The 22549-nt window shown below is 46.5% G+C and carries 20 protein-coding genes; 8 read left to right on the forward strand and 12 right to left on the reverse strand.

The annotated features are described in order from the left end of the window. Positions 1-43: 43 nt before the first annotated feature. From nqrF to CKQ84_RS03495, 6 genes are all read right to left on the reverse strand, one after another. A complete protein-coding gene (gene nqrF / locus CKQ84_RS03470; protein ID WP_105250115.1) occupies positions 44-1261 on the reverse strand; it encodes an NADH:ubiquinone reductase (Na(+)-transporting) subunit F in 1218 nt (405 codons plus the stop codon). A 77-nt stretch (positions 1262-1338) separates the two neighbouring features. Beyond that, the gene (gene nqrE / locus CKQ84_RS03475; protein ID WP_105250116.1) at positions 1339-1947 is read right to left on the reverse strand and encodes an NADH:ubiquinone reductase (Na(+)-transporting) subunit E; all 609 of its coding nucleotides are present in this window, start codon (positions 1945-1947) and stop codon (positions 1339-1341) included. Between the two features lie 9 nt (positions 1948-1956). Beyond that, entirely contained in the window at positions 1957-2577 is a 621-nt protein-coding gene (locus CKQ84_RS03480; protein WP_028761892.1) for an NADH:ubiquinone reductase (Na(+)-transporting) subunit D, read from the reverse strand. Continuing rightward, positions 2574-3380: a Na(+)-translocating NADH-quinone reductase subunit C gene (locus CKQ84_RS03485; RefSeq protein WP_105250117.1), complete on the reverse strand. Its 807-nt coding sequence runs from the start codon at positions 3378-3380 to the stop codon at positions 2574-2576. The genes CKQ84_RS03480 and CKQ84_RS03485 overlap by 4 nt, the downstream gene beginning before the upstream one ends. After that, entirely contained in the window at positions 3370-4602 is a 1233-nt protein-coding gene (locus CKQ84_RS03490; RefSeq protein WP_105250118.1) for an NADH:ubiquinone reductase (Na(+)-transporting) subunit B, read from the reverse strand. The genes CKQ84_RS03485 and CKQ84_RS03490 overlap by 11 nt, the downstream gene beginning before the upstream one ends. After that, complete coding sequence (locus CKQ84_RS03495) at positions 4602-5975, reverse strand: Na(+)-translocating NADH-quinone reductase subunit A (protein WP_105250119.1); 1374 nt, start codon at positions 5973-5975, stop codon at positions 4602-4604. Before CKQ84_RS03495 ends, CKQ84_RS03490 begins: the two co-directional genes overlap by 1 nt. A gap of 454 nt (positions 5976-6429) precedes the next feature. Between CKQ84_RS03495 and CKQ84_RS03500 the strand changes: the two genes are divergently transcribed. From CKQ84_RS03500 to CKQ84_RS03510, 3 genes are all read left to right on the forward strand, one after another. Continuing rightward, the gene (locus tag CKQ84_RS03500; protein WP_105250120.1) at positions 6430-7470 is read left to right on the forward strand and encodes an NADP(H)-dependent aldo-keto reductase; all 1041 of its coding nucleotides are present in this window, start codon (positions 6430-6432) and stop codon (positions 7468-7470) included. A 347-nt stretch (positions 7471-7817) separates the two neighbouring features. Further along, positions 7818-8591 (forward strand): outer membrane protein OmpV, encoded by a 774-nt coding sequence (ompV, locus tag CKQ84_RS03505; protein WP_105250121.1) that lies wholly within the window; start codon positions 7818-7820, stop codon positions 8589-8591. Positions 8592-8612: 21 nt separating this feature from the next. Beyond that, entirely contained in the window at positions 8613-9071 is a 459-nt protein-coding gene (locus tag CKQ84_RS03510; RefSeq protein WP_028761861.1) for a hypothetical protein, read from the forward strand. Positions 9072-9331: 260 nt separating this feature from the next. On the opposite strand, the gene CKQ84_RS03515 is transcribed toward CKQ84_RS03510, so the two are convergent. From CKQ84_RS03515 to CKQ84_RS03535, 5 genes are all read right to left on the reverse strand, one after another. Further along, entirely contained in the window at positions 9332-10624 is a 1293-nt protein-coding gene (locus CKQ84_RS03515) for an ATP-binding protein (protein ID WP_105250122.1), read from the reverse strand. After that, positions 10621-11325 (reverse strand): response regulator transcription factor, encoded by a 705-nt coding sequence (locus tag CKQ84_RS03520; protein WP_105250123.1) that lies wholly within the window; start codon positions 11323-11325, stop codon positions 10621-10623. The genes CKQ84_RS03515 and CKQ84_RS03520 overlap by 4 nt, the downstream gene beginning before the upstream one ends. A 1-nt stretch (position 11326) precedes the next feature. Continuing rightward, positions 11327-11716: a DUF3019 domain-containing protein gene (locus CKQ84_RS03525; RefSeq protein WP_028761860.1), complete on the reverse strand. Its 390-nt coding sequence runs from the start codon at positions 11714-11716 to the stop codon at positions 11327-11329. Between the two features lie 9 nt (positions 11717-11725). Beyond that, positions 11726-12565: a MipA/OmpV family protein gene (locus CKQ84_RS03530; protein WP_028761859.1), complete on the reverse strand. Its 840-nt coding sequence runs from the start codon at positions 12563-12565 to the stop codon at positions 11726-11728. Between the two features lie 279 nt (positions 12566-12844). After that, entirely contained in the window at positions 12845-14545 is a 1701-nt protein-coding gene (locus CKQ84_RS03535; protein WP_105250124.1) for a methyl-accepting chemotaxis protein, read from the reverse strand. Between the two features lie 347 nt (positions 14546-14892). Between CKQ84_RS03535 and CKQ84_RS03540 the strand changes: the two genes are divergently transcribed. The 4 genes from CKQ84_RS03540 to CKQ84_RS03555 all read left to right on the forward strand — a co-directional run bounded on the left by CKQ84_RS03540 (position 14893) and on the right by CKQ84_RS03555 (position 19353). Next, positions 14893-16242 carry an aminotransferase class V-fold PLP-dependent enzyme gene (locus CKQ84_RS03540; protein ID WP_105252991.1) on the forward strand — a complete coding sequence of 450 codons (1350 nt, stop codon included), beginning with the start codon at positions 14893-14895 and terminating at the stop codon, positions 16240-16242. 65 nt (positions 16243-16307) lie between these two features. Continuing rightward, positions 16308-16754 (forward strand): SufE family protein, encoded by a 447-nt coding sequence (locus tag CKQ84_RS03545; RefSeq protein ID WP_105250125.1) that lies wholly within the window; start codon positions 16308-16310, stop codon positions 16752-16754. Between the two features lie 176 nt (positions 16755-16930). Beyond that, positions 16931-18097, forward strand: a complete 1167-nt coding sequence (locus CKQ84_RS03550) for a membrane dipeptidase (protein ID WP_173913146.1) — start codon at positions 16931-16933, stop codon at positions 18095-18097. Between the two features lie 83 nt (positions 18098-18180). Beyond that, positions 18181-19353 (forward strand): AAA family ATPase, encoded by a 1173-nt coding sequence (locus CKQ84_RS03555; protein ID WP_105250126.1) that lies wholly within the window; start codon positions 18181-18183, stop codon positions 19351-19353. 13 nt (positions 19354-19366) lie between these two features. Here the strand turns inward: CKQ84_RS03555 and CKQ84_RS03560 are convergent, their stop codons facing one another. Beyond that, complete coding sequence (locus CKQ84_RS03560) at positions 19367-19609, reverse strand: cupin domain-containing protein (protein WP_317629671.1); 243 nt, start codon at positions 19607-19609, stop codon at positions 19367-19369. 515 nt (positions 19610-20124) lie between these two features. Here CKQ84_RS03560 and CKQ84_RS03575 point away from each other — a divergent pair. Continuing rightward, complete coding sequence (locus CKQ84_RS03575) at positions 20125-22521, forward strand: toxin-antitoxin system YwqK family antitoxin (protein WP_105250127.1); 2397 nt, start codon at positions 20125-20127, stop codon at positions 22519-22521. Positions 22522-22549: the final 28 nt, after the last annotated feature.

Genomic DNA, 22549 nt, shown 5'->3' on the forward strand with positions numbered 1-22549 from the left:
GTTAAGCTGGGCCTAACGCGATTTTTTATTACTCACTTACAACCTAATCACCAAAGTCATCGAGTAGGATGTTTTCTGGCTCAACGCCTAGGCTTTCAAGCATCTTAATCACTGAAGAGTTCATGATTGGAGGACCACACATGTAGTACTCGCAGTCTTCTGGTGCCTTATGATTTTTAAGATAATTCTCATAAATCACATTATGAATAAAGCCAGTGTAGCCAGTCCAATTATCCTCAGGCAATGGCTCAGATAACGCCACATGCCAAACGAAGTTGTCATTCTCGGCCGCTAGGGCATCGAAATCCGCTTGGTAAAACACTTCACGGGTCGAACGAGCGCCGTACCAGAAACTCATTTTACGTGTGGTTTTCTTACTCTTAAGCTGATCGAAAATGTGTGAACGCATAGGTGCCATGCCGGCACCGCCGCCGATAAACACCATTTCTGCATCGGTTTCCTTCACAAAGAACTCACCGAATGGCCCTGAAATGGTCACTGTATCGCCCGCTTTCAGGTTGAAGATGTAAGATGACATCTTGCCCGCTGGCACATTAGCCGATGGCGGCGTCGCAATCCGCACGTTCAGCATAATGCGGCCCTTTTCATCGGGATAGTTGGCCATAGAGTAAGCGCGCAACACTTCTTCATTAACGGTAGAGACAATGTCAAACAGGCCGTATTTGTCCCAATCGCCACGGTATTTTTCAGGAATATCAAAGTCAGCGTATTTCACCACATGGGCTGGCGCTTCAATTTGAATATAACCCCCTGCTTTAAAGCGAACATCTTCACCTTCGGGTAACTCAAGCAATAACTCCTTGATAAAAGTCGCCTTGTTATCATTGGAGATCACCTGACATTGCCACTTCTTCACCCCAAAGATTTCTTCGTCGAGTTCAAGTTCCATATCGGTTTTCACTGAGACTTGGCAGGCGAGACGACAACCTTCTTTAGCCTCTTTCTTGGTGATATGGCCCATTTCAGTCGGCAGAATGTCACCGCCGCCCGATTTGATTTTCACTCGGCACTGACCACAGGTTCCGCCGCCACCACAGGCAGACGGAATAAAAATACTCTGACTCGCCAAAGCGCCGAGTAACTTGTCACCCGCGGCAACTTGAATGCTTTTTTCGGCATCTTCGTTGATGCTGATCGTCACTTCACCCGTAGCCACTAATTTCTTTTTGGCGATTAGAATCACTATCACCAATAGACAGACCACTAGCGTGAACATGCCTATGCCAATTGCCATTTCCATCGTATTACCCTTTTCTAGCTCTTTTCTAAAAAGAATCTGGTTTCACTTTCTCAATTCTTGGCTCGCCTACTGTAGCGTTACAGCGAGATCCCTGAGAAAGACATAAAGCCCAGCGCCATCAAGCCTGTAGTAATAAAGGTGATACCAATACCTTGTAAGCCTTCAGGAATCGCGTTGAATTTCATTCTTTCGCGCAGTCCCGCCAGCAGTACAATCGCCACCGCCCAACCAAGACCCGAGCCCATCGCAAACACCACTGACTCACCGAAGTTGTAATCACGGTTCGCCATAAAGATCACCCCGGCAAAAATCGCGCAGTTCACTGTGAGCAAAGGTAAAAAGATCCCAAGGGAGTCATACAGGCTAGGAATGTACTTATCCAAAAACATTTCAAGGATTTGCACTAACGCCGCAATCACACCAATGAAAGTGATCAGTTGCAGGTAACTTAAATCGATACCGGGTAATCCCGCCCAAGACAGAGCGCCAGGTGCGAGCACTTTGACGTAAATCAGCTGGTTTAACGGCACGGCTAAGGTCATCACCACAATCACGGCAACACCTAGACCAAAGGCGGTTGACACCTTTTTAGACACGGCCAAGAAAGTACACATGCCCAAGAAGAACGACAGCGCCATGTTGTCGATAAAAGTGGCCTGCAAAAATAGATTTATATAGTGTTCCATATCTGCTCCTTAACCCCGTTTCCGCTGGATCACATTGATAGTCCAGATCAACACACCAATCAGGAAGAAGGCGCTCGGTGGTAACTTGAACATCTCATTTGGCAAGTACCAGCCGCCATTTTCGATGGTGGTAAACACAGGGTGACCGAATAAATTACCCGTCCCTAACAGCTCGCGTACAAAGGCGACGCTGATCAAAATCAAACCATAGCCTGTCGCATTACCAAGCGCATCGACGACCGCTAAATGCGGTGGATACTTCATGGCGAAGGCTTCTGCACGGCCCATGATGATACAGTTAGTGATAATTAACCCAACGAATACAGAAAGTTGCTTAGATAACTCATAGGCTACATCCTGCAGAACCATGTCGACGATAATCACTAAGGAGGCGATAACCGTCATCTGCGCGATAATCCGCACACTGGTCGGGATAAAGTTACGGATGGCAGAGATAATCAGGTTAGAAAACACCAACACAAAGGTCACTGCCAGTGTCATCACCACAGCGGTTTGCATTGAGTTACTGACCGCCAGTGCCGAACATACGCCCAGCACTTGCATCGCGACGGGGTTATTGGCAAACACTGGCCCCGTTAACATGTCACGCATGGATAAAGTGTTGCTCATTTTGCCTCTCCCAACTCACCTTGCAATTCACCCTGCGTGGCCGTCGCTTTCAGCTGATTGAAGAAGGTTTGAAAACCCTCAACGCCAAACCAAAACTCCATTGCGCGCTGCACGCCGCGGCCCGTCATGGTCGCGCCACTCACCGCATCGACACCATGAATATCGCCTTCTTTAGCGCCGCCTTTCACAAGACGTATCGAAAACTTGCCTTTTTCATCAAACAATTGCTTACCCTTCCATAGTGACACCCACTTAGGATCAGTTAAAAAATCGCCGATACCAGGGGTTTCACCGTGTTCGTACACGACTAGCCCTTTAATGGTGTTGAAATCGGGTTCAACCGCCACATAACCGTAGATCATCGACCACAGACCTTTGCCATAGAAAGGCACAACCACGCTGTCTAACTTGCCGTTGGCATCGAGCACTTTAAACACGCGGGCATCGTTCGCACGGGTTTTAATCTTGGCGATATCTTTTTTCGGCGCACTTGAAGTCTCAGGATTAATTGCCGCCATACGCTCATCGAAATCGAGGACGTTAGCGTCTGAGTCCACCTTGCCTGTATCTAAGTTGATCAATAATGGCTTAACGGATTTAGCAAAAATCTCTCTAAACTCATTGCCCTGACCTAAGTTCACATCGGCGGCCATCAACACATAGCGCTGCACTTCGTCACGTTTTTTGGCGACTTTACGTTCTTTCAATATGCCTGCTGTGCCTGTGATCATAAAAGAGCACAGGAGGCAGAGCGTGATGGTGAAGATCATGGTCCCCACCACAGTATCTTTCTTAAATACCATGACGTTTTAATCTCCGTTTGATGTTGGCGCGGGCCACCAGATAATCGAACAGCGGCGCCCAAAGGTTGGCGAACAGAATGGCTAACATCACGCCCTCAGGCATTTTGGGGTTAGCGACACGGATAAGCACAGTCATAAAACCAATCAAAGCACCGTAGGCAAACTTGCCTTGACGAGTGTACGAAGTGGTTACAGGATCGGTGGCCATAAACATCATTGCTAACGCAAAACCGCCAGTGACAAGATGCCAAGTCCACGGCATTGCCATCATTTGATTGCTGCTAGAACCGATGTAATTACACAGCGTTGCTGTCGCTATCATGCCCAGCAACACACCGAGCACAATGCGCCAATCCGCTAAGCGGCTGATCAGCAATAATGAACCGCCGATCAAAATCGCTAAGGTGCTGGTTTCGCCAATCGTGCCCACGGTAAAGCCAAAAAAGTTGTTCCACCAGTTAGGATCGCTAAAGGCGCTAAACCAAGAGTAATCGGCAAAACTCAACTTGCCCGCTGCGGTTTGTGCCAGCGCTGTTGCACCAGAGAAACCATCAACGGCAACGAGCTGTTTAATGGTTGAAACTTCAGATGGATAGGCGAAGTAGATAAAAGCCAAGCCCGCCAGCGCAGGGTTAAGGAAGTTATATCCCATGCCGCCAAACAGCTCTTTAGCCACAACCACACCAAAGGAAATCCCCATGGCCACCAGCCACAACGGTGTCGATACTGGCAAGATTAAGGTAAACAGCAGGGCCGTCACGAAGAAGCCTTCGTGCAACTCTTGACCACGAACCCGCGCAAACACCACTTCCCAAAACAAACTGGTGAGCAGTGCTGTCAGGTAAATCGGCAGATAAAAACTAAGACCATAGAGGAATAAACCTAATATCCCAGTGTCTTGGCTAAGGCTGCCAAACAGGGTATTAAAGATTTCTAACTTCCAAATATCTGGTGTCGATAATCCGCCCGCGAGCGCAAGCTGTGCCTGTAGGCCAATGTTATATAGACCGAATAAAATGGCGGGCAGTAAACACAAACCGACTAGCGTCATGGTACGTTTCACGTCAATCGCGTCACGCACATGCACTTGGCCCTTAGTGCTACGACCGTTGGCAATGACGAGTGAGCGCAAAAAGCCCTTCATCGACTTACCCGTTGCGTAGTACTCTTGTTGTAAATCAGAGGCGTCCTGTAAATCAGGTTTTTTCACTTGTTTGGTCATTAACCTTCCCTCTCAATAACATCTAGACAGGCACGTAATTCTTTACCAAAGTCATATTTGCCGGGACATACGAAGGTACACAGCGCCAGATCTTCTTCATCTAACTCCAATGCACCTAAGGCTTGCGCCTCGTCGGTATCACGCACCACTAAGTCTCGAACGAGTAAGGTGGGTAAAATATCCAGTGGCATCACGCGATCTAACTGACCAAAAGCCATCATGGCGCGAGCAGAACCGCCCTGATGAGTCGTAAACTCGAACAATTTAGTCGCACCAAACAGACGTGATGTTACGGCACGAGTGATGGAGAATTTGTCAGAACCACCGCGCACCCAAGGGAGAACATGGTGCTGCGAATCTTCGCTCAACACTGATACTTGGTTGTGGAATCGGCCTAAAAAGTCATGTACGCCCGCCGCGGTATGGCCAGATAACACAGATCCCGATACCACGCGGTTATGGCCAGGTTTGATTTCATCACTCACTAAGGCACTTAGCTCAGCGCCCAACTGAGTGCGTAGTAAGCGCGGGTTCAGCACGCTCGGGCCACCTAAGGCGACGATGCGGTCGGTATACAACTCACCGGTTTGGAATAACTTGCCGTAGGCAATCACATCTTGATAACCGATATGCCATACCTGACGTTCTAAACTCACTGGCAAGGTAAAGTGAATATGAGTGCCCACTAAACCCGCAGGATGAACACCATCAAAACGGCGCACCTCAAGTTGTGGTAATGCTTCTTTAACAATCGCTTCGCCCTTATCCTGGCACAGGTAAACCTTGCCTTCGGTTAAACGGCTCAACACCAGCAAGCCAGCTTTAAAAGCTTCGGTTTGCTCGGCGATGATCAAACGCGGATCAGCGGCCAGTGGATTAGTATCGATAGCGGTGACGAAAATACCTGCTGGCGTGCTATCGAGCGCAGGCACGCGCGAGAAAGGCCGAGTACGCAAGGCAGTCCATAGACCACTCTTCACCAACTGGTCTTGAACGGTTGGCCGAGGGAGAGCGGCGATGTCTTGATGGATATCGAAGGAAATCTGCCCATCGCGGTTTTCACCGTCATCACAACGAATGACGACTGATTGTAGAATTCGACGCTCGCCGCGGTTAATTGCTACGACTTGGCCACTAGCAGGTGCAGTGAACAACACACCAGGCGTTTTTTTGTCTTCAAATAGGGCTTGGCCCTTTTGAACAAAATCACCCTCTTCGACCAACATCGTCGGCTTAAGCCCAACGAACTCTTCTCCCAGAACAGCCACTTGGGATGGCTTAGCACCGAGTTCAATGACCTGTCGCGGCTCACCAACAATCGGCAAGTCGAGGCCTTTTTTGATCGTTACAATTTGGTTTGAAAAATCTGCCATCACAAATATCAACCATGAAAAATTTTTAGATAAAGTTAGGGTAGAGATTTGTTAACGCAGATTCCGATATTGGCGTCACATTCCGCTGCAAATTCGTAAGTTAGATACGTAAATTTACGCAATTTTGTGACACAGATTCACATCCTTACTTACTGTAATCTGCAAATGTAGTTTTATAACAATTTATTCATAAATACGTCATTACTGATTTAGTAGTACCTAAGGTTTACAAAAATAAGCCAAAATCTCCATTTCAGTGCAGTAAAGCGCTAAAACCGTTAAAAGAGCAACTCAGCGAACAAACTTCAGCCAATGGCATGCCTCAAAATGGGGCAGGATGGCTAAACTTGCTGGCTATTTTTAGCGCACTAACATTTCAACCTATGGTTTAACCTTTGCTTTACAGCAAAAGCTTGGTAGCCTCAAACTAAGAGAGTTTCCGTAGGAGAAATAGATGGAATACAGACGCATACCGCATTCTAATCTTGAGGTCAGTAAAATTTGTTTGGGCACTATGACTTGGGGCGAACAAAATACCCAAGCCGAAGCGTTTGCACAGCTGGACTACGCCATAGGCAATGGCATCAACTTTATCGATACGGCGGAAATGTATCCCGTACCACCTAAGCCGGAAACCCAAGGGGAAACCGAGCGTATCCTAGGGCAATATATTAAGGCCCGCGGTAACCGAGACGACTTAGTGATCGCCACTAAAATTGCCGCACCGGGGGGTAAAAGTGATTACATTCGCAAAAATATGGCGCTGGACTGGAACAACATCCACCAAGCGGTCGATGCATCTTTAGCACGCCTCCAAATAGACACTATCGACCTTTATCAAATCCATTGGCCTGACCGTAATACCAACTTCTTTGGTGAACTGTTTTACGATCAACAAGAGCATGAACATCAAACACCGATACTTGAAACCCTAGAAGCGCTCGCCGAAGTGATCCGCCAAGGTAAAGTGCGCTATATCGGTGTGTCGAACGAAACGCCTTGGGGCTTGATGAAGTACCTGCAACTCGCCGAAAAACATGGCTTGCCGCGTATTGTGAGTGTGCAAAATCCCTATAACTTGCTTAATCGCAGTTTCGAAGTCGGCATGAGCGAAATCAGTCACCGCGAAAACTTGCCATTACTGGCCTATTCGCCACTGGCCTTTGGCGCCTTGACGGGAAAATATTGCAACGACCAATGGCCTGAAGGCGCGCGCCTGACCTTGTTTAAGCGTTTCGCCCGCTATACAGGTTCGCAAATGGCTCTGGAGGCGACAAAAGCCTATGTCGATTTGGCCCGCGAGTTCAAACTCACGCCCGCACAAATGGCGTTAGCTTTTGTTAACTCACGTAAGTTTGTCGGCTCCAATATCATAGGCGCCACCGACTTATATCAACTGAAAGAAAACATCGACAGTTTAAAAGTCACCTTATCGCCAGAGCTATTAGTACGATTAAACCAACTGTCCGATCAATTTAGATTACCTTGCCCTTAGCCCCTAGGCTTAGTCGGCGAGTTATTTGAATGACTACCAATAGCATCAGGTCAAATCCCCCTGATGCTATTGATTTAAAATAGCTTTAGAGGCATAACTTTTTACCTTTATATCACCTCATCACAGCACCCTCTCCTCTATTCAATCAAAGCTATCTATGACCTAGTCTTGTTTATCCCTCCTGCTTAGCAAAAGGTCATAGTCTTCAGCTCCACGAGCTCACCAGCGCCAGACGATGCGAGAAGGCTGCGATACATGGTCTAGGTTACATTCGGATACAGAGTCCTTTTAAGAAGTGAAATATAGTGGCATCACAGTCACTAGACAGATGTCTTAAGGATCAAAAAATGAAAAAACTTTGCTTTGTAATCACAAGTGTTTTGATGTCAAGCCACGCTCTTGCTGAAAGCAATACCTACATTCGTAACGGTAATATCTATAGTCATCAAGATCAGTTCTTTGCTGGCGCAGGTGTTGCTACTGGTAGTCAGTTTTATAAGGGTCAAGATCACCAGACAGGTGCCTACCTCAATGGCGGCTACCACGGTGAAGACTTCAACGCCGATCTGTCCGGCATCAACTATCGCTTTTTTGGCACGAACGATAGTGCCGTTAATTTCAGTATCTTTGCCGTTGCCAATCCCGGCTTTGATGCCGATGATGCGGATATTTTAACGGGCATGAAGGATCGCAAATTCAGTGGCGATCTGGGTTTAAACGCCGACATTCATTTAGGAAATGGCACGTTATCGACCAAATTCCAACACGATGTCACCAATATTTATGATGGTTTTCAGGCTGATATCACCTATTACCATCCAATAAATGTAGGCTTCGGTGATCTGGTGCCTTATGCGGGTGTGCACTACTTCAGTAAAGACTTCGCAAACTACTACACAGGTGTGACGTCATCTGAAGCTACGGCGCAGCGCCCTGCCTATCAAGCCGACGGCACCTTTGCATATAAGCTAGGCTACGCTTTGGTTATTCCAGTCACTAAGCATTTAGATATTACTCAAGCCACAGGTTACTCGCACATAGGTGCCAACATGGCAGACTCTCCGCTAATAGACAGTAACAACCAGTGGGTTACTACCCTTGGCGTGAACTATAGCTTCTAAACAACCTGACGAGACAAGACCATGACACTTATCAGAAAAACGTTTTTATGTGCTGGATTAGCTCTGATGCTTTCAGCTTGTGCCACTTCCTACGATACCGAAAAGCAATTTTGGTCTTTCGGTAAAGGATTTGAAACCGCACAGATTGCACCCGATAGCTGGCAGATAAGCTTTGTTGGCAATACCAACACTGACCGCGCATTGGCCCGAAAGTACGTCATGCGTAAGTCAGCAGAGTTATGCAAACAAGCGGGTTATAACTACTTCACTTTTACTCACGAACAAACCGATCGTGATGCAATTGGCCAGTTTGGAGTAGGAGCGAGCGCGAGTAAGGATATCTTGTGGGGGAGTTCGACGATGAATCAAGAAACCTCTGTCATGGTCGAAGTCACAGGTTTACATAGCAAGCCAGAAAATGCGAGTTCCCGCATCTATGAAACAGATTACATACTTAACAATGTCAATGTGAAAAGTTAATTGCTCATCAAAAATGCACCAGTCTAGATTCTCGTTAGGTATCAAGGCTGGTGCGTTTTATGTATAAATCCCCCTGTTCAGCACCAATTCGTTAGGCACTCATTCGTATAGTGAGTTGAGTCATTCTGCCTCTATCTCTAAATCAACACAGCAGATTAGATTACGTAGGCCTAGCCGCATTGCTCGCTTCAGCTCATGTTAAAGAAACAGACAAAAACGGCTCAAACCTCGCATTATACCAATCGTATTAAACCCCAACTTTAAACTTCAGCCTTGAATTTTAGTGACATGCGAGCCCCACCCAAGTCAGGAGCACGGCCAATACGTAATGGGGAACCCATCCAACAACCAATTCTATCGACAATCGCCAGACCCATGCCATGACCGGAATTTCCGCGGCTATGCTGACCACGCACAAAAGGTTTAATCACTTGAGCAGATTCCTGTTCATCTATGCCAGGGCCATCATCGTCAACGTGTAACCACGCAATCCCATCTTCCAATGCCAACATCAGCCGGATATTGGCACGGCCAAAACGCAGCGCATTACTGAGCAAGTTATTCACCTGCATTGACAAGTACTTAGGATCTGTTTTGATGTTCAACGGTATTGGGCAGGTGATGAGTTCCACTGAAAACCCTGGGTATACTTGGCCTTGATACTTTTCCAGCAACCAAGTATTAAGCTCAATAGGTTGCCAATCAGGTTGGATATTCGCCTCATCGAGACGGGCATAGCTAAGCAGTGTCATGACCAACTCTTCCATAGTGTCCAGATCGCGGTTCAATCGCTGAAAATACTTCACCCTAAGTTGTTCGCTTTGGGTTTCTTCTAACGCCGCAATACCAAATCGCAGCCGCGCAATCGGAGTTTTTAAATCATGGGAAACTGCCCGACTAAGCAATTTATTATCATCGATCAATTGCTGGATACGATCTGCCATGCGATTGAATTCACTTTCTATTGTGCCTATGTAGGACGCTTTACTGACCACAATTCGCTGCTGTAATTCTCCCATACCAAATGCTTGAGTCACCTTACTGAGATTAACCAGTTGGCGGATTAAAGGAGACACCCACACCAACAAAATCACCACCACACCGCCATAAAAAAGCATGGTATACAGCTTATTCGCGTTAAAACTCACATCGGCTGGCGTCACTATCTGGGTATTGATATTCAGCACCTGACCCGTTTTAGGCAATAAATAGTGCAAAGAGATGCCATCATCGGACTCCAGCAGTAATGATTCCCCTGAATAAAACTCTGTCTTTAGGGCTGAGGGTAAGACAAAATCCGCTTCATTCACCAAAGACAATTGATCTGCATTTCGCTGATTCCAGTTGTCTATAAACGCATTATTGGGGGCGGGATCGTTATCTAACGTTTGCGCCAGTGAGCCGCCCAGCAGTTTTAATGCCGCGAGGTGAGTTGCTGGGCTAGGCGTTTCATTATCAGGATCAATAAGTGTTGCAAACTCACTTATCGACCAGCCTAGGCTGGCAATGGCCACCAGCACGACCAGCACCAGAGAAGTCATTAACTTCTTCATAAAGCTTGCTCGGCCTCATCGCGGCAAAACAAATATCCCTTGCCACGAATGGTTTTGACTTTATAGGGCTGACTCAACGCTTCCTGCAACTTCTTGCGTAAGCGCGATATGCGAATATCCACCGAGCGGTCTAGGCCATCGTATTCAATGCCCCGCAGTTGAGCCACCAATTCATTGCGACTCACTATCGTGCCCGCCTTCAATGCCAGCAGCCACAAGACATCAAACTCATTGGCATTCAAATCCAGCGGCTGTTTATCAATGGTGACTGACTTTGCCGTCGCATTTAACACTAAAGAATCAAACACTAATTGCTGCTTTTGCTCCTCATCACTCACTCGGCGTAACAGGGCCTTTATCCGCGCTAACAGCACCTGTGGTCGAATCGGCTTAGTGAGGTAATCATCAGCACCGGCATCTAACCCGCGGATTTCATCGCCGTCCTCAACGCAAGCGGTCATAAATAAAATGGGCCCAGTATAAAATGCCCTGGCCTCCTTACACACATCGAAGCCATTCTTAACCGGCATCATCACGTCAAGTAGCACTAAGTCAGGCATCTCATCGGCTATCATCTCTAAGGCAAAATCACCTTGGCTGGCCACTGTGACTCCGTAACCGTGATCCAGTAAATAATCACTGATCCACTCTGCCAGTGAGGTATCGTCCTCTACGACTAAGATATGCTTTGCAACTGACATATTAGAATAACCTCCAACCGGACTGACTCTGTTTAGGGGCCTTATAAACCCATGTCACGACCACTTTAACTTGCGCGAGCGGTTGCACATCATCATTACGGATAAGACTAAAAGTCGCCGTTTTATCCCCTTCAAAACTATATTGATATTCTTGCAAAGCTTTGCCAGTCCAGCAGGTTAACTGGTGCTGACGGTCTGTCAGTATGAGGCAGTACTCGCCGCTCGCAGGTGTCTGCCATCGAAACAATACATCTTGATAGCAAGTTTGCCCTTTATGCAGTGCAATGCAGCGTTCTGGGGTTGCGGTAAAAATAACGGCATCATCCTGACTCCAAGCCCAAAAAGGCGCGCTCAGCATCACTACCGCTAACAATTGATAAAATCGGTTCATGCCCTCCTCCTAAAACACATAGCTAAGAGAAGCATTAAAATACGATGTATAACTCGCTTGATTGAAGGGACTGTCGGTCACTTCTTGGGATAACACATTGAAGCGATACATGGCCCGAAAGACAAAATTTTCACTCAGCGGATAGGCAACCCCTAACTCCATGCCGTAACTGAAAGAGCTATCCGGTCGATACTCAGGAAAGCGTTCAGTGGCTTCTTCCTTACTGATCCCAAAAAGATAGCGATTCAAGGTGGCAGATGAGTAACCTACGCTCCCCAATACGTGAAAATTCCAATTACGAACCTGCCAGGACTTACCCAATCTGGCAGAACTTTGAATACCTTGATCATCATAATAATCAGATACTAACCTATACTGAAAAACATAGTTATCGCCCCAATAACGTGTGGCACGAAAACCGGCACCAACATAGAGAGAATCTTCCGATAGTAGATAAGCATTGCGGCCAGCTTCATCCAGCGTACTGGGATCCACATCAGGACGGGACCAAGAACCTTGTAAGTTAGCTAATAGCAGTTCTAATGACCAATCCTCTGAGCTCCAAAGATTAAACCCCAGATTAATGCCATCTTGAGATTGATGGATCATCTCAACAAACAGCCCTTTGTACTGGTACATGCCACTGACTAACAGCGACAACTGTGCAGAACCAGAATCCGTTTGCCGAACATCGACTTGATTAATCCCGTAAACACTCATGCCTAGCTCAAAATCACCGCCGTCAGCAAGGCGATTAGTTCCTCCAGTAACACTGCTCGCAATATCTGATGCAGCAGCAGTTCGAGGAAGAATGCTCAGCGTTAACACAAGAAGCCAAAGAATACGCATGCCCATTTAATTCACATTTTTAGTCGTTATTTAGCGCTACATATTACAACAGTTTGTTGCAAGTCACTGCACAACCAGTATCATTTTTACGGCAATTGTGTGTCGGATAACAAGATAGACCTATATCCCAAACAACTTGAATCCTGCATCTTCAAATTGTTTGAGGATATACTCACCTCACATTGAGTTAAGGCACAAATGAGGCTCAAGCTAAGATGAAGTGGCGCAGTTAAGTTAACCGCTGTCGTCGTTAGCACACTGAATTATGGGCTAATACATTTAAACAACTCGCACCTTAAACTGCTGCATCGTTTCCCTCAATGAATTAGCCTGCTTAGACAGTGACTCACTGGCTTTCGCGGTTTCGTTAGCGCTGCTGAGTACCAACTCACCCGAATCACGAATCGCATTAATGCGCTCACTAATATCTTCGGCGGTCACGGCTTGCTCCTCACTGGCGGTCGCGACTTGAGTATTAGCCTGAGTCAGTTCAGTCAACGCATCTAAAATCTCAAATAAGTGCTGCTTGGCTTGATTAACGAGCAGTGATGACTCACTGATTTGCTTATCGTTATTGGCGAAGGATTCAACTGAAGACTTAGCATCTTTCACGAGTGTTTGGATAAGATCGCTGATCTCCTGCGTGGCCGTTTGACTGCGCGTTGCCAATGCCCGCACTTCTTCGGCGACCACAGCAAACCCACGACCTTGATCTCCAGCCCGCGCCGCTTCAATCGATGCATTCAAAGCTAATAAGTTCGTCTGCCCAGCTATCGCATCGACCACAGAAACAAAGTTGAGGATTTTTCCCGTACTCGCCTGAACCTGTTGAATAAGTTGATTCGAATACTGGGCGCTGGCAACCAACTGCTTCGAGATTTTTTCGCTCGCATCGACAACCTCACAACTTTCTTTCACTTTATGCTCGGCTTGTCCCGCTGAATAAGAAGCGGTTTCTGCACTACTCGCCACTTCAGTGATCGTTGCTGCCATTTGGGTCATAGAGGCGGCGACTTGGTCAGTGTTATCCTGCTGCCTCAACATAGCCTCACGATTATTCTCGGCCACCGCATTAAGCTCAGTCACCATAGAGGCAATTTCTTCACTTCGAGCAATCACTTGGCCAACAGTTTTACTTAAAGTCCACGCCATTTGATTCATACTGACGGTAAGTTCGCCTAATTCATCCTTGGAATCGACACGTAACTCTTGGTTAAAGTTGCCCTTTTCCATCATGGCGGCAGAATTACGTAACCGATTGATAGATTTGACCATGTATTGACTGCAAGCAATACCAATCAATAATCCTATGACTAAAGACACTATCGAAATAATCGTTAAGCCATAAATCGCCCAGAGTTCTTCTTCCTCAGTCACAGAAACTGCAGTTTGGGTCATCAGTGCTAAACGTTCTACGAATTGACTTAGCTCAGCATTAAACACATTTTGCGCTTCCTCTAAAGATTCAACCCGCTTAGCTAAAGCTGTATGGTCTTCTTTTTGCTGAATTCCCGAAATAACGGTGCCAAGCAGGACTTTATAATCTGCAAAATGTTGAATGATCGTGTCAATATCTTGATTTAGCTGCTGTGTTTTCTCACGTACTTGAGGAGTTTTAGCGTTTTTTAATGCCTCGCCAAGCATGGTTTGAGTCGAGAGCAACTCCTTGCTAATGTCTTCATTGTGCTGAACTACATCCGCAATAAAAGCCACTAAAATTTGCTGGCTCGATGCGGTTTCAATGTCCGCGGCACGAAACGCTTTTTCTAGAATGACAGAGCTTTCAAGCTGCTTAATGGTGATGTCAGTCGATAGCCTGACTAATGGAATATTCTCTTCTGCAATGCCATGAATTTCCTCCGATACACGCTGCATCTTCAACAGACTAAATCCAGACAAAATCAAGATCAGCACTAACATCACCCCAACGAGGGCGATCATCTTATGTTTAATCCGTAAGTCTTTTAAAAGCTTCACCATAAAACTACTCTCCAGCAAAACACTGACAACGAAGGACGTCCAATTTAGGATAGTCGGAGTTTTAACTTTCGGTGGATGAATTAAGCGTAAAGTATTAGCTGAATTTAAAAGAAAAACTTAAACATTAGAAAAATCGCATCATAGCTAAGCTCAATGATGCGTTAGAGTCTAAAACCGTTTAAGGCGTGCGAAATATCTATTAGGCAACAGTTTGAACAGACCTTAGTGAAATTAGGCGTTCAATACCACTGTCCGATACCAACGCCTCAACAAACCGCTAAAACTTGCATTCACATGGCAGATCACAGAAGATCCCATGGCCTTTTTCATTGCCCTTAGCCTCGCCCATGACTCAACCTGCATCGCCTACGCCAAATACTGTGACTCACACAGCGACGAATACAACGGCTGACATTGAAACAGCCCATGCCTCGGCGAATGCTATACCTGATACCACAGTGACACTTAGCTCATCTGAGGCATATCAGCTAAATGCTCAGATTCGGTCGCAATTCCCAGCGTTAAATCAACTGCTTGATGGTTATCCCCTATGTTATCTCGACACAGCAGCCACCAGCCAGAAACCGCAAATGGTGTTAGATGCCATGGCGCAGTTTTACGCTAACGACAATGCCAATGTACACCGTGCTGCGCATCAGTTATCAGCGCGTTCGACCTTAAGCTATGAGAAAGTGCGCGATCAGTTGCAGCAATTTTTGAAGGCAAAACGCCGCGAAGAAATCATTTTTACCCACGGCACCACAGAATCAATCAACTTAGTCGCCTTTGGACTGACTGCCCAATTAAGCGCTGGCGATGTGATATTAATCGACGCCGCCGCTCACCACGCCAATATAGTGCCTTGGCAGGAACTGGTGAAACGCACAGGGGCAATCATTAAACCAATCCCGCTCTGTCAGGATTGCCGCTTAGATATCATCGCCTATAAAACCTTGCTCGAGTTAAAGCCTAAAATCGTCGCCCTGTGCCATGTTTCCAACGCCCTAGGTACAGTCAATCCCGTGGCTCAGCTAGTGCAGTTAGCGAAAAAACAAGGTGCTATCACCTTAGTTGATGGCGCACAGGCAGTTGCGCATTTAACGTTGGATGTGACTGAAATCGATTGTGATTTTTACGTCTTCTCAGGGCATAAAATGTATGGTCCCACTGGTGTTGGCGTGCTTTACGGCCGTTTCGACGCGTTAGATAGTCTCGCGCCACTATTAACTGGCGGCGAGATGATTAAACGCGTGAGTTTTGAAGCGACAGAATTTGGCAACCTGCCGAATCGCTTAGAAGCGGGCACGCCGCCGATTGCTGAAGTCATAGGTTTGGGCGCGGCCATTACATTTTTACAAACCGAGCTCATGCCGCAGGTTCAAGCTTATGAAGCAGAACTAATTAACTATTTACAAAGCCAATTGCGCGCGCTCGGTGAAGTGCATTTATACGGCGCCTTTGATGACAATATCGGTGTAGTCGCGTTTAATCTTGCCGGTGAACATCACCAAGATGTAGGCATTTTACTGGACCAACAAGGGGTTGCCGTTCGCTGTGGCCATCATTGTGCCATGCCATTAATGCAGAGCCTGAATCTTAAGGGCTGTTGCCGCGCCTCTATCGGTATCTACACCAATAAAGACGATATCGACCGCTTTATTGCCGCGTTAACCTCGGTAAAAGACTTGCTGCTGTAATCCAGCATTTAACGACTGAACCACGCCATTCATACGCTCAAGTAAGTGAGACAGGATTTAGCCCTATGACAGATTCAATCATGACTATGCCAAATGAAGCCGATTTTCACTATTTAGTGCAAGATGCCGAAACCTTACTGGCGCGTTTTACCAATGCCCCTAACTGGCAGGAAAGATATCGCCAAATTATGGTGTTAGGGAAAGACTTACCAAGCTTAAGCCCTGAGCTTCGCATCGAGGCCGCTCAAGTAAAAGGTTGTGAAAGTGATGCGTGGATTTACCATCTAGAACAGGCTGGCAAACACTATTATTTAGCCGACAGCGATGCCCGCATCGTTAAGGGATTGATCGGATTATTACTTGGTGCCTGCCATGGCAAAAGCCGCGCTGAAATCCAAGCATTTGATCCTACAGCTTACTTCAAACAATTGGGCCTAGAAGGTCAGCTCAGCCCATCGCGCACCAACGGCCTTAACTCACTGGCAAAAGCAATGCTTGAAGCCACTCGATAATCATAACCCGAGGGTTTTCATTTACTGCGACAAGCGATAATTGAAACCACTCGGCAACAACAAATAATCACAACTCTAGCTCAGGGGTAAAGGCCAAAAAAGGGATTTAATCAAAGACTTCTACGCCCTAAAAAGGTATAAAGAAGTTACATTTGCGTTATTGATAGGAACCGAGCATGCCCATCAAGGCAGTCAATCACTACCGTCGTACACTCCTTAAAGGTCTTGGCGCAGCAACTCTGTTAAGTCCACTCGCCAGTTTACCTAGCTTTGCCGCCGCACAGAGGCGGATATATGTCGATGGTTTATCTTTCCTTCCCGATGACTTAAGTGATGTAACTGCCGCTAAGCTCGATGCCTATCTTTGCGATATTTCGGCGATTGAGACCATAGAACAAGCCGATGGCACTCAAAACTACAAACGCACTTATAAAGCTTGCATGGAAAGCATTAAGCAGGCCGCTAAACGGGTAAGTGATCATCCCGATATTTTGTTGCAAGGCCTGAGGGGGCAAGATATTCAACGTGCACGCGACAGCCAACGCACTGCGGTATACTTTCAAATCCAAGGCGCAGATTGTGTCGAAGAAGACAGCGAAGCTAACCAGTGGGCGCGGGTAGATGAGTTTCATCAACAAGGGCTACGCGTACTGCAGCTCACCCACCATTACGGCAATACCTTTGCCGGTGGCGCCTTAGATAATGATGCCAGTGGCGGACTCAATAAACCACTCACGGCCCACGGGCACGAGCTTATCGCCAAACTCAATCACGCCAATATCTTAGTCGATGTGAGTCACTCCAGCGCTCAAACCGCTTTAGATGTCGCAAAAATCACTAAATCACCCATAGTGCAAAGCCACGGCGCAGCGCGCGGTATAGTAAACCATGCCCGTTGTTCCCCCGATGAAGTGATCCGCGCCATCGGCGATAGCGGCGGCGTATTCGGCGTATTTATGATGAGTTTCTGGCTTACCAATAATGCCGTGCCCACGATTGATGATTATATTCGACAACTGGAATACGTTATGCGTGTTGGTGGAGTGGACTGCGTGGCAATCGCTAATGACTTCCCGCTCCGAGGCCAAGAAAACCTACTGGCACTCGGCAATGACAACGCCAAAGGCATTAAAGAATATCAAGAATGGTGGTACAGCCTGAGGGCGAAAGGCGTGCTAGGTTTTGATGCAGAGCCAAGGCATGTAGTAATCCCCGAGCTGAATCATATCGATCGCATGAGCCGTATCGACGATGCCTTAGCCAAGGCACGCTTTAAATCTACTGACCGCGACCGTTTTATGGGTGGTAACTGGCAAAGAGTGCTCAACAAAGTGCTACTGTAAATGCCATTGTTTTATCGTCATGTTTAATTTACTTTGTCGATAAATTTACTGGCTTATCAGCTTGTTTCAGTCTTGGATATTCTATGCTGACCACACTCGCTATTTTCAATTATCGCTCTCTGCGTGAAATCGTCTTACCCCTAGGGCAACTCAATTTGATCACAGGGGCGAATGGCAGTGGTAAATCGAATCTATACAAGGCACTACGTTTACTCGCACAAACGGCGCAAGGCGGCGTTGTCAATGCTTTAGCCCAAGAAGGCGGACTCGACTCCAGCTTTTGGGCGGGACCAGAAAACCCCACCAAAAGTATGCTAGCAGGCGACACCGCCATTGAAGCCACCGTCAGGCAAGCGCCAAAACGCCTAAAGCTTGGATTTGCTGGCGAAGATTTTAGCTATCTTATTGAACTCGGTTTACCCAAACCCGACGCCACTACGCTGTTTGGCTTAGATCCACAAATCAAGCGCGAAGCCATTTGGAACGGGCCTAAGTATCGACCCTCAACAGTATTGGTTGAGCGCCGTGGTCCTATGGTGAAGAGTCGCAGTGCTGACGGACAAGGCTGGATAACCTTAGGCGCACACCTGCAAACCGGCGACAGTATTTTTACCGAACTTGCCGATCCAGAGCGCAGCCCTGAAGTGCTAAAACTTCGCGATAGTATCCGCGCATGGCGCTTTTACGATCACTTCAGAACCGATGCAGAAGCGCCAGCCCGTCGTCCACAATTAGGTACAGCCACGCCAGTATTGCACCACGATGGGCGCGACCTTGCATCAGCAATTCAAACCATTTTTGAGATAGGTGATAAAGCGGCTTTTGATCATGCAGTGAGCGATGCGTTTCCCGGAGCTAAAGTTCGCATTGAGCCCCAAGCTGGCGGTATTTTAGTACTCGCATTTCATCAAAATGGCTTATTAAGGCCACTCAATGCCAGTGAATTGTCGGATGGCACCTTGCGTTATTTGCTATTAATTGCCGCCCTACTCACCCCAAGGCCGCCAGAGCTTATGGTGCTAAACGAGCCAGAAACTAGCCTACATCCCGACTTATTACCTGCGCTTGCACGCTTAATCGCTAAGGTATCGGAAGAGTGCCAGTTGTGGGTGGTTTCCCATGCTAATCGGCTTATTAATGCCTTAAGTCAATTTGAACACTGCAATACCTTGGCCTTAGACAAAATCTTAGGCCAAACGCAGATCCAAGGCCAAGACTTACTCAATACGCCCAGTTGGCTATGGCAGAATCGTTAACCTATAGCCTTAATCAATCGTAAAATACCGCGAGCCATAGGGTTTCTGAACTTATAGAAGTCGAAGCGACTCGATGTTTTTGATGGGGCGAAATCGTTAAATAGTCACCTGGAGTTAGCGTAACGGGTTCACCTTGTTCAAATTCGAGTGTCGCCTCGCCTTTGAGCAGCATCACCCATTCATGTTGAGTTTGATCGTACCATTGAGCTTCGGGTAGATACCCAAACCACCTGAAGATACAGGATTCAGCGGGAATTTAACGCACTTTAGGCAAGGCGGCTATTTGCAGACCTAGTGGACTAAGTTAAAAATAGCCAACACGGCATAGAGTGCGTTAAAACCCGCCGGGACGGAGCGCTTAGGGCACTCCACTTCCGTGTTGCATCAATTCAGAAGGTGGCCGACATTCTGTCATTGATGCGCCTTGAATTGAAGCACCCTAAGCGCTCTGAAACTCGTATCTTCAGGTAGCTTGGGTATATTGCCCATTGGAAACGATGCGCTCAATGGTCACAGTGTTATTGCCCGCCTGTTTTCAAAAGTTTCCGCCGATAAATCTGTGGGTAATTTTGCAAAAAAGTTATCAAGCATTTTGTCTTTATTCCTCTGCTTTTATTAATGTGCCACTCTGATTAAACGGTATTTTGAGCAATCAAGCATTGAGAAACGAATCCATAAACCGCTATGATATGCGCACAAAAATACTCAGTTACCATGAGTATTCCTCAGATAAGCTTATTGTTTTACATATGGATATGGAGATTTTCCCCAATGTCGTTGTTTCGCGCACTCAAAGCCAAGTTATTTCCCTCAAACCAAACTAGCCGCGATCCAAAAGACATTCATCTTCAAACTGAATCACAAACACTCAGCCAAGAACAAGATTTAACGCAGGAACCGTCAGTTGCTGCGCCGCTATTCCAGCGTCATTTCAGCTTAAAAATTCATGTGACAAAGGCAGACGCGACTTCTTGCGAAGAAAATGCCGACCACGGCTTAACTCTCTATCACTACGATACGCCCCAAGTCATAGAACTCTTGGGCTGGGAAAACGTCAATGAATGCTGCGAATTCCACCATACCGAATTTGACAGCCTCGAAATCAGCAATCAATTCCCTTTCCCCGAGCAGCACTTTTGGCTCGACAAGGTAAAAGTGTGCAGTATCACCCCAAAAAAGAACAGCCAAATAAAGGCGTTGTGGCAAGTTGAGCTTAACAATCTCGATGCATTATTGATAAGCCACTTTACCCTCGATGCAGACAATATAGTGCAAGGCGATATTCAAGATTACGCCAGCCTAACAGGCCAACTGCACCGCACTTTTCACCAACTCAATACTGAAGATGGTGCGGGTATACTTAGAATCATCACCCAAAGCCCAGGGCTTACCCAAGCCGTCGATTCAAACTATTTTGGCGAACGTAATGGCGTGACCCGCCAATTCAATGCCCTAGGAACTCTGTTATTTGAAGGCAACTTTATTAATGATCAGCAACTTGGAACACAAACGTGGTACGACCATGAGGGCAAGATCAATCAAATAGAAGATCGCCATCCCCAAGGCCAATTTATTCAATACTTTTATGGCAATGGTCAGCTTAAAGAAACCGCCGAACAAGATAGCAATAGCTATTATATCAATACGTTAACTCGCTACTATGAATCTGGACAAATACAGCTGATCCGGCCCTTAGTGCAAGATGTTATCCACGGAATTGAAAAACAATATTACCCTGATGGTTCACTAGAAGCTGAAAGATATTACAACCAAGGCTATGAATATGAAGCCGTTTGGTATCATCCCAATGGAGCAATTAAACAAAAAGTGTGTAACGATGTGACGGGCAAAGTCATTGAAGAGTTTTACGACTCAGGTAAGCCTGCATGGCGTGAACCCTTCAATACCGAAGGCCAATTACATGGCGAACATGTAAAATGGTATCCCAATGGCCAAATTGAAGAAAAAATCTATTTTGAGGATGGCAAAGAACAAGGCATGGCCCTTTGGTATCATGACAATGGTCAACTCGCCCTTGAGATCTATCTTGAAAAGGGACTCAGGGAAGGTCTATTTAGAAGCTATTATAAAAGTGGCGTGCTTTCGGCCGAAGGCCAATATAAAAATAATATCTCGGTAGCCCCTTTTATTGAATACCACGAAAACCAGCAAATTCAGATGTACTTACCGCACACACAGGGCAACCGTGATGGCACAGCTCGCTGGTTTTATGAAGATGGCACGATACGTACAATTTCTGAATATGAAGTTCGTGATGGCCAAGGCTACCTCAAAGAGTCCAGCTTTTATAATAACAAAGGGATCCTCGAATCCTATCAGAGTCACTCGGATACCCGCTGCGGCTATAATCTTGATAATAATCAAAGGGAATACTATCAAGAAGGTATTGCCGATACTCGCATCGAATACTATGAAGATGGCGCCATTCGCTGGTTACTCACCCGTACGCAAGGGGATTTATTTAGCTCTAAATCCTTGTCCCCTCAAGGTTTAATTTTAGAAACGGGCACAATCCAAATTACTAATGGTCGTTACCTCGATATCGGCCATTGGCAACGTTTTACGCCCCAAGGAAAAGTGTACCGCGAAGCCTGGCTAGATGAACAAGGCCAACTGATAGAAAGCCGTCACTACTTTGATTTTCATGAAAATATAGCAACTCAGGAAGATGAAGAACCTGAATGGGATAGCCCAGAAAATCCTAGTTATGACTATGATGAAGACGATGCTGATGGGCAAAGTAACGGACCAAATAACCGTACGGATGACAGCGAACATCATGCTAGCAATAGTAGAAATAACGCATATTTATCTCGTCAGAAGTATCACGCACCCAATGGCAATACCACGACAAAACAGCGAGAAGATAAAACAATAGCAGATGTCGCCGCTCACACCGAAGAACCCATATTGGCTTATCACTTAAAATTTGATAATGAAAGCAAGCTTTATGCAATGAAACGCTATCATCCCAATCGCCAGATTGCCGAAGAAGGTAATTTACAAATTCAGGGACAGGAGCAATTCTGGGTCGGCATCCACAATCAATACGATGAGCAAGGCAAACTCAAGCTTTCCGAAACCTATACTATGGCGGGCGAACCGATAGAGCACTCCACTAGCACAAGTAGGATAGTGTTAAATTAATCAAGCAGATTTGAATCACACTCGATAG

This window comes from Shewanella sp. WE21 (assembly GCF_002966515.1).
In the GTDB taxonomy this organism is placed as follows: Bacteria; Pseudomonadota; Gammaproteobacteria; order Enterobacterales; family Shewanellaceae; genus Shewanella; species Shewanella oncorhynchi.